The following is a 14,202-nucleotide window of genomic DNA, read 5'->3' on the forward strand; positions in this document are numbered from 1 at the left end:
ACCATAAGATTGACGGTATGCCCCATTCCATTTATAATGATAGCAGACTGACGTGGAAAGAATAGGATCTTAACAGGGAAGTCAGAACAATGGTGATTTGAACTGACTTTTATTTTAATTGAATGAAATTAAGGTAAAAGTCTTTTTTATTTAATGAAGGAGAAAAGATGTTAAAGATTGCCGTTTACGGAAAGGGAGGCATCGGCAAATCGACGGTGACCAGCAATTTGGCTGCCGCTTTTGCCAGTCGAGGGAAAAAAGTCATACAGATCGGCTGCGATCCGAAAGCAGACTCGACCATCAATTTACTGCACAATCAGCCGGTGACGCCAGTGATGACGCTGCTGCGTGAAGGGAAAGAGCCGGAACATCTTGAAGATTTGTCAGCGGTCGGCTACGGTGGCGTCGTTTGTATCGAAACCGGCGGGCCGACACCTGGGCTGGGCTGCGCAGGGAGAGGCATTATCGCGACCTTTCAGCTCCTCGAAGAACTTGAACTCATTGAAACGGTAAAGCCCGATGTGATTCTGTACGATGTGCTCGGTGACGTCGTCTGCGGGGGATTCGCTGCGCCGATTCGAGAAGGCTATGCTGAAAAGGTGCTGATCGTGACTTCTGGCGAGAAGATGGCGCTGTACGCGGCGAACAACATCAACACGGCAGTTAAAAATTTTGAGGACCGCGGCTACGCGTCGGTAGAGGGATTGATTCTCAATCGGCGCAACGTGCCGGATGAAAGGTCAAAAGTCGAAGCCTTTGCGGCGCGCTGCGGCCTGCCGATTGTTGCAGACCTGCCACGAAGTGACGCGATCAATCGCTTCGAGGACTGCGGCATGACCGTTGTCGAGGGGGACCAGACCCTCGATATCGCTCAAAAATTTATCGCCCTGTCTGAGCGGCTGGAGGGTGAAAGATGAGCGTGGGGCGGACGGTTCAATCGATTGTCAGCGCGGGAAAAGCGGCGCTTCAGTCGCAAATTGCCGATACGCGGCAGTTGATTTACTCTTCACCTGCAACGCTGGCTTACAATTCACCGGGTGCAGAAGGCTACGGCGTCAAGCGGGCCGGGCTCGCCATTCCAGGTTCGATCATGCTCATCGTTTCTCCTGGATGCTGCGGGCGAAATACCTCAGCGCTTTCGGAACGGCCGGAATATCGCGGTCGTTTCTATTATTTGACAATGGACGAGACCGATTTGATCACAGGCCGTCACCTGACGAAAATTCCAGAGGCGGTAGAAGAAGTGGTGGCCTTTCTCTCAGAAAAGCCGTCTGTGGTGATGATTTGCATTACCTGTGTGGACGCGCTGCTCGGGACGGATATGGAACGGGTTTGCCGAAAGGCGGAGGAGGCCGTCGGCATTCCCGTCCGGCCCTGCTACATGTACGCGTTGACCCGTGAAGGCAGGCGGCCGCCAATGGTGCACGTCAGACAATCGCTGTATTCGCTGCTTGAAGAAAAACAGCGGCAAGTCGATGGCGTCAACTTACTCGGTTATTTTGGCGGCGTCGACCGCAGCAGCGAAATTTTCGAGTTGTTGAATGCTGTCGGCGTCCGACAGATTCGACAAATTGCCGAGTGTCAAAATATGGAAGCATTTCAAGAAATGGCGGCAGCCAATTTCAATTTGGTGCTAAATCCAGAGGCATTGCCGGCAGCGGAAGACTTGCACAAACGCTTAGGCATACCGTTCATCCAGATGAACCGCTTGTATCAAATCGATAAAATCGCGTCGCAGTATCAGGCCCTCGGGCAGGCGCTTGGCGTGACATTTAAGATAGCGTCATCCCAGGAAAAGGCCAAGGCGGCGATGAATAAGCTCGTGAAACGAACGGCGGGATGGACCTACGCCGTTGGGGAAGTGGCCGACGCCAATCCCTTTGAATTATCGCTGGCCCTGATCAGGGCAGGCTGTGAGGTCCAAGCGGTTTACGGTACGGCTGCCGCTGAATATTGGCCGTGGCTCGAGAAGCTCTCGGCGCTTAAGCCGGCGCTCAAGATTTACGATAACGCCGATCCGCAGATGGTGCGCTACGTGCCGGAGGATGGCGGACCGGTCATCGCCATTGGCGAGGATACCGCGTATTATTATCGTGGACGCGTCAATACGGCTGTGGTGCCGTGGCGTGGTAAAACGCAGCCCTTTGGATTTGAAGGCGTGATCAAGCTTACCCAGGCGGTTTGCGAAGCAGTCGATCGGGTCGAAAAGAAAGGAGTCGTGGCATGAAGGGGCTCAGAAAGGTATTGACGCCATTTGCGCCGGATCAGTCCGGGGCGGTTTCCATCCTCTACGCGCTGGGCGGCGCCGTGATTATCGTTGACGCCGGCGGCTGCACAGGCAATATCTGTGGATTTGATGAACCCCGATTCGAAAGCGAGCCTGCTGCAGTTTTCAGTGCAGGGCTGAGAGATATGGATGCGATTCTCGGGCGCGATCAGCTTTTAGTCGATAAGGCGGTTGGTATTGCCGAGACCCTGCGTCCGAAATTCGTTGCCCTCGTTGGCACGCCAGTTCCGGCCGTAATCGGAACGGATTTAAAATCGCTGTGCCGTCTGATCGAAAAACAAAGCGGCGTGCCGGCTTTTGCTGTAGAGACCAACGGTTTCAAACTTTACGATGTGGGCTGTGAACAAGCGTATCTCGCGCTGTTTAAAAAATTCTGCACGAACCGGCCGCATGCAGCGCCAAAGGGCATCGGTATCTTAGGGGCGACGCCCTTTGACTGTGACACGGATGCGCTGGGTGCCTTTTTGAAAGCGCACCCGGCATATACGGCGGTGGGCTGGACTTCGGGATTGGAGACACTTGTCAAAGCGGCCGCCGCTGAGCGCAACATCGTTGTGGCGCCAGATGGGCTTAAAGCCGCAAAATGGCTGAACGCGCATTTCGATGTGCCGTACACTTTAAGGGATCCGATGGCGGCGCAGTTTGCCGAATTGGTTCCTGACGTATCGGGCAAGCGCATTTTAGCGGTACATCAACAGGTAGCATTGGATTCGGCGCGGAAGGTTTGGCTCGACCGCGGGGCGTCTTCGGTGACAGGGGCGACGTGGTTTATGCGGCTTAAGGCATTAGAGCAGCCCGGAGACCTCAGACTGACAGAAGAAGACGATTTTGAGCGGGCTGTCGATGCGGGCGGTTACGACATCATTGCGGCAGATCCGATGCTGAAGCCGTTGGCGAAGCATTTCACAGGGCAATGGATTGATTGGCCCCATTTTGCGGTTTCCGGAAAGCGGTTGAATCCCCATGAATGATGTTAATATTACACACCGGATCCGATTGTACGGCATCGTGCAGGGCGTCGGATTCAGACCGACGGTTAGCCGATATGCAAAAGCCCTTGGCATTTGCGGTCAAGTGAGCAATCGTGGGGCCTGGGTGGAAGTTCTCGCGCAAGGCACGCCTGAGCAGGTCACGGCGTTTGAAAAGCAAATCGAGAATGCGCCGCCGGAGCGGGCCACCGTGATGAAGACGGAAATTAAAGCAGTCGATCGACCGATTTATTTTGATGATTTTCAAATTGTCGACAGTGAAAAAGTGAAAGGGGCAATTTTCGTCTCACCGGATATTGCGATTTGCGATCAATGCAAAACAGAGCTTTTTGATCCGGACAATCGGCGATATCTTCATCCTTTTATCAACTGCACAAACTGCGGGCCGCGTCTGACGATTCTCGACGAGCTGCCCTATGACAGAGAGCGGACGAGCATGAAGGATTTTCCGATGTGTTCGGACTGCGCCGAAGAGTACACCGATCCGGCCTCCCGCCGCTACGATGCGCAGCCGGTCTGCTGTCCGAGCTGTGGCCCGGAGCTCTATCTGCTCGGCCGTGCGGAGCGAGGACACGAAGCGATGACAAAGACGCGCAGGATCATTGCCGACGGCGGCATCGCGGCAGTTAAGGGCATCGGCGGTTTTCACCTCTGCTGCGACGCGGAGAATGCGGCGGTCGTCGCCAGACTGCGTCACCTCAAACATCGGCCCCACAAGCCTTTAGCGGTCATGATGCGGGACGAAGCGGCGGTGCGGCGGGAATGCGTCATCGACGCTGGGCAGGCGCGCATCTTAACCGGGCATCAAAAACCCATTTTACTTCTCGAGAAAAAAAAGGGCGGACGATTGTGCGAGGGCATCGCGCCGGGACAGTTAACCGTCGGCGTCATGCTGCCTTATGCGCCGGTCCAGTGCTTATTATTTGATTACGATGACGGGATTGACATGCCGGACAGTTTGGTAATGACCAGCGGTAATGCGGCGGGGGCCGCCATCTGCCACAACGACGCGGAAGCACAAAGGGAGCTGTCGCATTTTGCCGATGTGATCCTTTCCAACGACCGGCCCATTGTCACCCGCGCTGACGATTCGGTAATGGATTTTGTCACGGTTGACGGCAGGCGTCAGCCTTACATGATCAGACGTTCCCGAGGATACGCGCCGCTGCCGTACCGGGTGTCGCTGCCGATGCACGGGCAGATTCTAGCCGTCGGCGGTGAACTGAAAAACACGTTCTGTATTGGGCACGATCAGCTTTTTTATCCCTCGGCTTACGTTGGGGATTTGGCCGATGTGCGGACACTCAACGCCCTTAAGGAGAGCACGGCACGGATGCTGACCCTTTTGAAGGTGAAGCCCCAGGCTGTCGCCTGCGACCTGCATCCGCGGTACCAGTCGACGCGGTTTGCCGGGACCCTTGGCTTGCCGGTCATGCCGATTCAGCACCACTACGCGCATATCGTGGCCTGCACCGCGGAAAATGATGTGGACCGCCCGGTGATCGGCTTGGCCTTCGACGGAACGGGATACGGCGATGACGGCACAATTTGGGGCGGTGAGCTATTCATCGCGGACTGGCAGCATTACAAACGCGTCGGCCATATCGAATCCTTTTGGCAGTTGGGCGGCGACGCCGCTTCAAAAGAAGGATGGCGGATTGCCGCGGCGCTCTTGATGGCAGAACATCCAGATCCCGAGGAATGGGAGGCGCTCGTCTTATCACTCGGGCTGTGCGACGTTAAACAGGCCAGGGTGCTCAAAATGATGGCCGAGAGAAAAATCAACGCGGTGCGCTCGACGAGCGCCGGACGGCTATTCGACGGCGCAGCGGCGGGGCTTGGCATTTGCCGCGAATCGACCTTTGAAGGGGAAGCGGCGATGGCGCTGGAGACGGCTGCCGAAATGTACGAAGCCGTCCATCCCGATGAAGCGGCTCATTTATCTCCGGCAGTGACAGAAAATGCCAGCGGGCAGGTGGTTCTGCCGACGACAGCGTGGTTTAATGATTTGATTGCCCGAAAGGCCACGGGGGAAGAGACGGGCCGTTTGGCCTATGCCTTCCATATTGAATTGTCGGAAATGATGATTTCGGCCTGCTGCCGGATTCGAGAACGGTGTTCAATCGACACCGTGGCACTCAGCGGCGGCGTGTTTCAAAATAAAATGTTGACGCGGCTGACAGCCGAAGGCTTAAAGGCGCGCGGCTTTGAGGTGCTGCTTCACAAGCTGGTGCCGCCCAATGACGGCGGCATTGCCTTGGGGCAGGCGGTAGCGGCGATGAGCCGTCTGCAAAATACGACGGATCAACAGAAGTAAAGAAGAGAAAGGAATTTGTTATGTGTGTAGGATTATCAGCAAGAGTGGTCAAATTGACCGATAAAGGGACGGCTGTTGTCGACGCATCAGGCGCGAAGCGGGAAATTTCGGCAAAGCTCCTTGATGGCTTAGAACCGGGCGATTACGTCATGGTGCATGCGGGGACAGCCATTGCCAAAATCACCGACGACGACAGCCACGAAACAGAAAATCTACTGGACCATCTACTATGACGAATCATCAACACGGACTCTCGGATTCGCTGAAAAAAGCGATCCAATATCTTAAGACTTACGACGGGCCGCCGGTGCGGATCATGGAGGTCTGCGGCACCCATACCCACGAAATATTCAGACAGGGGATCCGGCAGATTTTATCGCCGAAGATTACACTGATATCCGGCCCGGGCTGTCCAGTCTGCGTCACACCGGGCGGGTACATCGATCGGGCTGTCGCGTTGGCGGAGGACTGCGGCGCAACGGTCTGCACCTTTGGTGACTTGATGCGAGTGCCGGGAACGGACAAAAGCTTAAGCCAGGCCAGGGCAGACGGCGCTGACGTCCGGATTGTGTACGCGCCGGAGGATGCGGAAAAAATTGCAGTCGAAAATCCAGATCGGTCGGTAGTTTTTCTCGCGGTGGGGTTTGAAACGACAACACCGTCGGCCTGTCTTGCCGTCGATCATGCGATCGCAGACGGTGCGGACAATTTTTCGATCTTGACGGCCAACAAAACGATGCCCGCGGCGTACGAAGCGATGAAAGACAGCACGGATATCTTTTTGTATCCGGGCCACGTGCACGCCATTACAGGGATGGCGGACTGCCGGAAAATGGAAAAAGAAGGCGTCAGCGGCGTGGTGGCCGGCTTTACGGCCGGCGAATTGATCAGCGCTTTGACCATCGCCGTCAAAAAGTTTGAAGCCGGCGAGACGTTCTGCGTCAATGCCTATCCGCGGGTTGTCACGGAGACGGGAAGTCTGGAAGCGCAGAAGCTGGTCAAAAAGGTTATGGAACCCTGTGACGCCTGGTGGCGGGGCATCGGTAAAATTGCGAACTCCGGTATGAAGCTGCGCGAGACTTTTTCAGATTACGATGCGGCTGTACGTTTTGACTTGCCTGAGACGATCGGAAAGGACAATCCGGGCTGCCGCTGCGGCGATGTGCTTCAGGGGAATTGCCGTCCGGTGGACTGCCCGCTATTTGGGAAAGTCTGCACGCCGGAACACCCGACAGGTGCGTGTATGGTGTCAAGCGAAGGCACGTGCTCGGCTTATTATTTGTATGGAGGTGTAAAATGACAGAAAAGCTGCCGAATCAGATCACGCTGGCTCACGGAGCGGGCGGCAAACAAACCTCAGCGCTGATTCACGAAATTTTTGCAAAATATTTTGACAATCCATTTCTGACAGCAGATGACGCGGCGGTACTGCCGCGTCCCGGTCGCAAGATAGCCATGTCAACCGATGGATTTGTGGTTTCACCGGCTTTTTTCCCGGGAGGCAATATCGGCGAACTGTCGATCTGCGGAACGGTCAACGATTTGACTTGTATGGGTGCAAAGCCGTTGTATTTGACTTGCGCGTTTATCATCGAAGAAGGCTTGGAAACGGCGAAGCTCGATCAAATTGCGAAGGCGATGGCCGAAACAGCCCAGAAAGTCGGTGTCGTCCTCGTGGCCGGGGATACGAAAGTCGTCGGCAAGGGCCAGGCGGATCAGGTTTTCATCACGACGACCGGTGTGGGCGAATTGCTGTCGGGCGTCCAACTGGCTGGCGCAGAGGCGAAACCAGGCGACGCCGTTTTGGTTACAGGCGATGTGGGCCGACACGGCTGTGCCGTCCTGCTCGCCCGGGACACGTACGGGATCGACGCCCATGTGACGAGCGACTGTGCGCCGCTTTGGCACCCGGTTTCGGCAGCGCTGGAGGCTGCGCCAGATATTCACGTGATCCGGGATGCGACCCGAGGCGGCGTCGGAACGGTTTTGTACGAAATTGCCCATCAGAGCCATGTGGGGATTCGGCTGAACGCTGAAGACATTCCTGTTGATCCGGCGGTTGCCGGTGTCTGCGGCATGCTCGGTCTTGAACCGCTCTATCTGGCCTGTGAAGGGCGCATGGTGATGATCATGCCGCAGGAAAGGGCCAATAGGGTGATCGACGCGATGTCGGCCTATCCCGACACGCAAGGGGTCTGTCAAATCGGTGTGATCACCGAGGACAATCCAGAACGGGTCGTGATGGAAACCGCGATCGGCGCGCAGACTTTTCTGCCGGAGCCGGGGACGGAGCTTTTGCCAAGAATTTGCTGAGGAGAGAAGGAATGAAAACAAGAGTTGCGGTCATTTCAATTATTGTGAGAGACAAAAATGAAGTAGAAAAAATCAACGAGCTGCTTCATGAAGCGTCAGATTATATCATCGGGCGTATGGGAATCCCCTACCGTCAAAAAGATATTAACTTGATCAGCGTTGCAGTCGATGCCCCGCAAAACGTGATTGCGACACTGTCCGGCGGCATTGGTCAGCTTCCCGGCGTGACGGTGAAAACTGCGTATTCGGATGTTATCACGGAAGCGCCATGATTCAGCTGGCGTTTTACGGAAAAGGGGGCATCGGCAAGTCGACGACAGTGTCCAATCTTGCGGCAGCGCTGGCTGAGCGAGGGCAGCGCGTCGTTCAGATCGGCTGCGACCCCAAGGCGGATTCGACAATGAATCTCTGCCATGGTCAGAAAATGGTGACGGTGATGGACATGTGCCGGCAGGTCAACGATGCCTTCGATCTAGAGGACGTTGTCGTCCGGAGCGAAAGCGGCGTGTATTGTGCCGAGACCGGCGGCCCGCTGCCGGGCGTCGGCTGTGCCGGGCGCGGTGTCATTACGGCGCTGGAAAAGCTGACGGAAAAGGGGCTTTACGAAAAGCTTGCGCCGGACGTCGTGCTTTACGATGTGCTCGGCGATGTGGTCTGCGGCGGCTTCGCGATGCCCATGCGAAAAAAATACGCGCAGTCGGTGTACATCTTAACTTCCAGTGAAGCGATGTCGATTTATGCGGCGGCCAATATTGCAATGGCGGTCGATCATTTTAAAGCACGGCACTACGCAAAACTCGGCGGTTTCATCTTTAACCGCAAACAGGAGGGAGAAAAAGCGTCCGCAGTTCAAAAGCTGGCAGCCGATTTTCACAGTACCGTCGTCGGCACGCTGGCCGATTCTGAAAGGGTCAGAGCTGCGGACGACGTGCACCGCATTGTGATGGAGACGGAACCAGATTCAGAGACGGCCGCGGCCTACCGGCAGCTGGCCGAGACGATATACCTTCGCGAAACCGGGGGTGAATCATGTTAAAGCGTGTGGGCGCCGGCGCTGATTTTTCCAAGGCGTCGATGCCGATATCCAAAGCGCAATTCCCCAACCCCTTTGATGCCGGATTGGAGTTCAACACACCGGAGCACAGTCACTGGAATATTGTGCACATTGGGATGCAATTACCAGAAAGCCGCCAGATTTACATCTGCGCGGATAATTGCATGCGCGGCGTGGTGATGACGGCTGATGAAATGGACGCGGGCGACCGCTTTGGCATGGTGCTTCTCGAAGAAAAGGATCTTTTGGACAGCGACTTGACGGACGTCACCCTTCAGGGGATTATCGGCTGTATCGAGAAATGGAAGACCCGCCCCAAAGCAGTGCTGGTCTTTCCCGTCTGTCTGCACCATTTCGTGGGGACGGACATAGATCAGGTTTACGAGGTGCTCGAAGCCAAATACCCCGATATTTTTTGGCTGAGGTGCTGGATGGATCCGATCATGCAAAAGCGCGGCACCACGCCGGACGAACGGGAGCGTCTGGAAATGACGCGGCCGCTGTACGACTTGCCGCCAGATTGCACACAGGTGAACCTGATTGGCCCGGACACACCGGCCGGTTCAGTACAGACAAACGATTTTGCCAATCTATTGGAACGCGGCGGCATTCGCCTCAATACCATGAGTGCCTGCCCGGATTTTGAAACTTACCGAAAAACCGGCGCAGCGGCTGCAGAAATTTTCGTCTCACCTTTTGCAAAGCTGGCCGCGGAAGGGCTCGGCAAGCGGTTGAATCGGCCAGTCTTCAATTTAAACGTTGGCTGGCGAGACGCAGAGATCGACGCGTCCCTCGACGCGCTTGCGAAAGATTACAGCTGGCAGTTATCTGAGTGGCGCGCCTCCAAAAGGAAAGCGGCCGGAGAAGCGGTCCAATTTGCAAAAGCGCGCATTGGACAGATGCCCATTGCGATTGACGCGGTTGGGGTCTTTAGGCCCTTGAGCTTGGCACGGTTTTTAATCGAATCAGATTTCAATGTGGTGCGCATCTACGCGGATGGATTTTTGCCTGAGGAGCAGGCAGATTTTGAATGGCTGCAAACCCACGCGCCGTCTCTTGTCCTTTGTTCGACGCTGCGCCCAGAAATGCGGCGCTGGCCGAATCCTAAGGAAAAAGTACTGGCCATCGGACCGAGAGCCGCCTGGTTTGAAAAGAGCACATACTTTGTGCAAATGGTCGCAAACGGCGGCCTATGGGGATACAGCGGACAGCGAACCCTCATGCAGAGAATGTGTGACGCGCTGGATCATCCTAAAGAGGCGAAGCCGGTGATCGCGCAAAAAGGATGGGGGTGTACCTGCGTCTTATGAGACAAGTTTTTACGCAAATTCCCTGCTACGCTGGGGACGTGTCAGGTGCGGCCTCTGCACTTTATGAATTGGGCGGCATGGTCGTGATCCACGATCCCTCCGGCTGCAATTCGACGTTCAACACCCACGACGAAACGCGGTGGGCCGATCGGGAAAGCTTGATTTTCATTTCAGGCCTTAACGATATGGACGCGATTGTCGGCAACGACGAAAAATTTGTCGACGACGTGGTTGAGGCGGCTCAAAATCTCCAGCCCCGGTTTATTGCCCTGTGCAATTCGCCGATCCCGTACATTATTGGGACCGATTTCGAGGGGCTTTCCGAAATGATCGAGGATCAAACTGGCGTGCCGGTGTTCTACATTCCGACCAATGGTCTTCACGATTACGTCGACGGTGCAAGCCGGGCTTTTGAAGCTGTGGCCAAAGTTTTAGTTGCGGATTCAGACGCCGTAAAACGGCCCCGCAGCGTAAATATTCTCGGTCTGACACCTTTGGATTTTGATGTGTCGGGCAGTGCCGCCTCTCTGGAGCGCAAGCTGATTGAGGTCGGATGGCAGATTCAGTCGAACTGGGCCCTCGATTGCGATCCCGATCAGATCCGGCGGGCAGGCGGTGCAGCCGTTAACCTCGTGGTTTCTTCGACCGGGTGGCGCGCGGCAAAGGTGCTGCAGGATCGGTTTGGAACGCCGGCAGTGGCGGGATGTCCGGTCGGGGCTTTTTCAGAATCGGTGTTTGAGGCCCTCGAATGCAGCGCGCGAGACGCTCAGATCCGATTGCCTTACCGCGATCAGATTCAGAGCTCAAAAGCCACAGAAGGGCAGATTGCAGTCATCGGTGAAGCAGTCCAAGCCGGTTCGATCGCGGCGGCGCTAACGGCCACACAAGAGAAGCCGGTTCGTGTGATCGTCCCGACGGAAGGTGCAGACGCGCTGGTACCCAATGCGTCGATGCGCATCAAAGGCGAAGCGGAAATCAAGGCATCCCTTGACGGCGCGCGGATCGTTGTCGCAGATCCGCTTTACGCCCCTTTGGCGCCCAAGGGGGCGCAGCAGATTCCGCTGCATCATTTTGCTTTTTCCGGGAGAATTGGGTTCAATCAAGCGGTTAATCTTTTTGACGATCAGGCATTCAGCAATTTAGAAAAGGAGATAGAAGATGGCAACACTTAACGAAACGCCGGCAGGCGAACGGCTCCACATTACATTTTTCGGGAAACGCAACGCCGGCAAATCCAGCGTTGTCAACGCGGTAACCGGTCAGGATCTGGCCGTGGTCTCAGAAAAAGCGGGCACGACAACGGATCCGGTGGAAAAAACCATGGAAATACTGCCTTTGGGGCCGGTGTTGATTGTCGATACGCCCGGGACAGACGATGTCGGTGAATTGGGCGCCAAGCGCGTTGCACGAAGTTATCGAGAGATGGAACGCACCGATATCGCGGTGTTAGTCGTAGACGGCGAACGCGGGCTTTCCCGAGAAGACCGGTCATTGATCGAGCGTTTTAAAGAAAAAAATCTGCCCTATCTCGTGGTGTACAACAAGGCGGACCTGAACACAGTGCGGCCGGAACGCGGCGAAAACGAAATTGACGTATCGGCCAAAACCGGCTGGCATATCGATGCCCTCAAGGAAAAAATCGCAGCGCTGCAGCCGAAAACTCAGGATCAGCCGATTATCCGCGATTTAGTCGCCATGGGCGACGTAGTGGTACTGGTGATTCCAATCGATGAATCGGCGCCAAAGGGACGACTGATCCTGCCGCAGCAGCAGGTGCTCCGCGAACTGCTTGACATTGGCGCGATAGGCATCTGCTGCCGGGAAACGGAACTGCCTGAAACCTTGAACGCGCTTCAAAAGCCGCCGGCACTCGTCGTAACCGATTCCCAAGCCTTCAAGAAGGTGGCGTCGGTGGTGCCGCGCTCGGTTCTGCTGACATCCTTTTCGATTTTAATGGCGCGGCACAAGGGATTTTTAAAGACGGCGGTCGACGGTGTCCGACAGCTGGATCGATTAAAAGACGGGGACAAGATTTTAATGGCCGAAGGCTGTACCCACCACAGACAATGCTACGATATCGGAACGGTTAAACTGCCCCATTGGATTCAGAAGAAAACGGGGATGCATCTCGTCTTCGAAACGTCGTCGGGCAAAAGCTTTCCGGATGATCTGAGTCCGTACGCGATGGTGGTGCATTGCGGCGGCTGCATGCAAAGCGGTACAGAGATCAAATCCAGAATGAAAAAGGCCGTCGAACAGCACGTGCCCTTTACGAATTACGGTACCATCATCGCTGAAATCAACGGTATACTGGACCGCAGTCTCGAGGTGTTGGATGGCCACGAAAAATGAGGCGCGGATCAAGCAGCTGGCTGAGACCCGGGATCTTTCGAGGGCGGATTTAAAGCTTCTTCTGCGCACGATTACCGACGCAGAGTCTGAAGAACTTTACGCCCAGGCGCGCCGTGTCCGGGAAGCGGTATACGGCAAGGCGGTCTATCTTCGCGGCCTCATCGAATTTACCAATGTCTGCAAAAATAATTGCTATTACTGTGGTATTCGGCGGGACAATGCGCACGTTGAACGTTACCGTCTGGACGATGCGACGATTCTGGAATGCTGTGACCGGGGCTACGATTTGGATTTCAGAACCTTTGTACTGCAGGGCGGGGAGGACCCGACGTATTCCGATGCGCGAATCTGCAATCTGGTACGGGAAATTAAAAGACGCCATCCGGACTGTGCGGTGACCCTCTCCATCGGAGAAAAATCGGAAGCCAGCTACCGCGCTTATTTTGAGGCCGGAGCGGACCGGTATCTGCTGCGTCATGAGACGGCCAACCCCGAACATTACCGCACACTGCATCCGCCGGAGCTGTCCGGTGAAAATCGAAAGCGCTGTCTCAAAACGTTAAAGGCCATCGGCTATCAGGTCGGCGCTGGGATGATGGTGGGCGCACCGGGACAGACCCTCGATTATTTGGTCGACGATCTTGTATTCATGCGGGCCCTTCAGCCGGAGATGATCGGCATTGGCCCGTTCATTCCTCAAAAGGATACGCCCTTTGGCGGTCAACCGTCCGGAACCTTGAAGATGACACTTCACCTTTTGGCGATCATCAGGCTGATGCAGCCGGACGTCCTGCTGCCGGCGACGACGGCGCTCGGCACGATCGACCCGCTGGGACGGGAGAAGGGCATTTTAGCCGGAGCCAATGTTGTCATGCCCAATCTTTCGCCGACGAGTGTCCGCGGCAAATATCTGCTTTACGATGGAAAGATTTGTACCGGAGATGAGGCGGCCGAATGCAGACGGTGTATGGCGATGCGGATCGAAAAAACAGGCTACCACGTCGCAGTCGACCGCGGCGATCACATCGCGCTATCTAACGGGATAAAATAATGAGAGAAGGGGGAAATCAAAATGTCTGTACCTGAAATGACCCATTGTATGCACTGCGGTGCAACGCTGCTGCATCGTTATTTAAAGGATGAGGGCATTGTGCCCTATTGTCCAGTTTGCGAGGCGTATCGCTTTCCGGTATTTAATACGGCGATCAGCACCATTGTCATGAATGAGGGTCAGGACCACATTCTGCTGATTCAGCAGTACGGCAGACCAAGCTATATTTTAGTAGCGGGCTACGTGAACCGCGGAGAGGATGCCGAACACGCGGTTTGCCGAGAGGTGAATGAAGAGATGCAGCTGGAAGTTCAGAAGCTGAAATTCAATCGTTCTCATTATTTTAAGCCCACGAATACGTTGATGCTCAATTTTACAGCGATTGTGAAGGGAAAACCGGAACCGAACTGGGAAATAGACAGTTGGAAATGGTTCACGATCGAAGAGGCGCGGCAAGTGATTCGGCCAAACAGTCTAGCCAGAGATTTTCTGTTGGGTTATTTAGACGGCACGTATCCCTTTTAAATTC

The 14,202-nt window shown here is 55.3% G+C and carries 14 protein-coding genes; all 14 read left to right on the plus strand.

The genetic code is table 11. The features are described 5' to 3' along the window. Positions 1-167 precede the first annotated feature (167 nt). The 14 genes from FYJ52_RS00830 to FYJ52_RS00895 are packed head-to-tail and all read left to right on the plus strand — an operon-like array spanning position 168 to position 14,198. The gene (locus FYJ52_RS00830) at positions 168-917 is read left to right on the plus strand and encodes a nitrogenase iron protein NifH (protein WP_154575367.1); all 750 of its coding nucleotides are present in this window, start codon (positions 168-170) and stop codon (positions 915-917) included. Continuing rightward, positions 914-2,227, plus strand: coding sequence for a nitrogenase component 1 (locus FYJ52_RS00835; protein WP_154575368.1), 1,314 nt, complete (start codon positions 914-916; stop codon positions 2,225-2,227). Before FYJ52_RS00830 ends, FYJ52_RS00835 begins: the two co-directional genes overlap by 4 nt. Beyond that, positions 2,224-3,258 carry a nitrogenase component 1 gene (locus FYJ52_RS00840; protein ID WP_154575369.1) on the plus strand — a complete coding sequence of 345 codons (1,035 nt, stop codon included), beginning with the start codon at positions 2,224-2,226 and terminating at the stop codon, positions 3,256-3,258. Before FYJ52_RS00835 ends, FYJ52_RS00840 begins: the two co-directional genes overlap by 4 nt. Continuing rightward, positions 3,251-5,593 (plus strand): carbamoyltransferase HypF, encoded by a 2,343-nt coding sequence (gene hypF, locus FYJ52_RS00845; RefSeq protein WP_154575370.1) that lies wholly within the window; start codon positions 3,251-3,253, stop codon positions 5,591-5,593. Before FYJ52_RS00840 ends, hypF begins: the two co-directional genes overlap by 8 nt. Before the next feature lie 20 nt (positions 5,594-5,613). After that, positions 5,614-5,826: a HypC/HybG/HupF family hydrogenase formation chaperone gene (locus FYJ52_RS00850; RefSeq protein ID WP_154575371.1), complete on the plus strand. Its 213-nt coding sequence runs from the start codon at positions 5,614-5,616 to the stop codon at positions 5,824-5,826. Continuing rightward, positions 5,823-6,893 (plus strand): hydrogenase formation protein HypD, encoded by a 1,071-nt coding sequence (gene hypD / locus FYJ52_RS00855; protein ID WP_154575372.1) that lies wholly within the window; start codon positions 5,823-5,825, stop codon positions 6,891-6,893. The genes FYJ52_RS00850 and hypD overlap by 4 nt, the downstream gene beginning before the upstream one ends. Continuing rightward, a complete protein-coding gene (hypE, locus tag FYJ52_RS00860) occupies positions 6,890-7,906 on the plus strand; it encodes a hydrogenase expression/formation protein HypE (RefSeq protein ID WP_154575373.1) in 1,017 nt (338 codons plus the stop codon). The genes hypD and hypE overlap by 4 nt, the downstream gene beginning before the upstream one ends. A gap of 11 nt (positions 7,907-7,917) precedes the next feature. Next, positions 7,918-8,178 carry a TM1266 family iron-only hydrogenase system putative regulator gene (locus FYJ52_RS00865; RefSeq protein ID WP_154575374.1) on the plus strand — a complete coding sequence of 87 codons (261 nt, stop codon included), beginning with the start codon at positions 7,918-7,920 and terminating at the stop codon, positions 8,176-8,178. After that, entirely contained in the window at positions 8,175-8,942 is a 768-nt protein-coding gene (locus tag FYJ52_RS00870) for a nucleotide-binding protein (RefSeq protein WP_154575375.1), read from the plus strand. Before FYJ52_RS00865 ends, FYJ52_RS00870 begins: the two co-directional genes overlap by 4 nt. After that, a complete protein-coding gene (locus tag FYJ52_RS00875) occupies positions 8,936-10,270 on the plus strand; it encodes a nitrogenase component 1 (RefSeq protein ID WP_154575376.1) in 1,335 nt (444 codons plus the stop codon). Before FYJ52_RS00870 ends, FYJ52_RS00875 begins: the two co-directional genes overlap by 7 nt. After that, positions 10,267-11,442 carry a nitrogenase component 1 gene (locus FYJ52_RS00880; RefSeq protein ID WP_154575377.1) on the plus strand — a complete coding sequence of 392 codons (1,176 nt, stop codon included), beginning with the start codon at positions 10,267-10,269 and terminating at the stop codon, positions 11,440-11,442. Before FYJ52_RS00875 ends, FYJ52_RS00880 begins: the two co-directional genes overlap by 4 nt. Further along, on the plus strand, positions 11,429-12,622 hold the full coding sequence (gene hydF, locus FYJ52_RS00885) for a [FeFe] hydrogenase H-cluster maturation GTPase HydF (RefSeq protein WP_154575378.1): 1,194 nt from the start codon (positions 11,429-11,431) through the stop codon (positions 12,620-12,622). The genes FYJ52_RS00880 and hydF overlap by 14 nt, the downstream gene beginning before the upstream one ends. Beyond that, positions 12,606-13,673, plus strand: coding sequence for a [FeFe] hydrogenase H-cluster radical SAM maturase HydE (gene hydE, locus FYJ52_RS00890; protein ID WP_154575379.1), 1,068 nt, complete (start codon positions 12,606-12,608; stop codon positions 13,671-13,673). Before hydF ends, hydE begins: the two co-directional genes overlap by 17 nt. A gap of 21 nt (positions 13,674-13,694) precedes the next feature. Further along, positions 13,695-14,198, plus strand: a complete 504-nt coding sequence (locus FYJ52_RS00895; RefSeq protein WP_154575380.1) for an NAD(+) diphosphatase — start codon at positions 13,695-13,697, stop codon at positions 14,196-14,198. Positions 14,199-14,202 lie beyond the last annotated feature (4 nt).

Origin of the sequence: Pseudoramibacter porci, assembly GCF_009696145.1 — a bacterium.
GTDB classification, from domain to species: domain Bacteria; phylum Bacillota; class Clostridia; order Eubacteriales; family Eubacteriaceae; genus Pseudoramibacter; species Pseudoramibacter porci.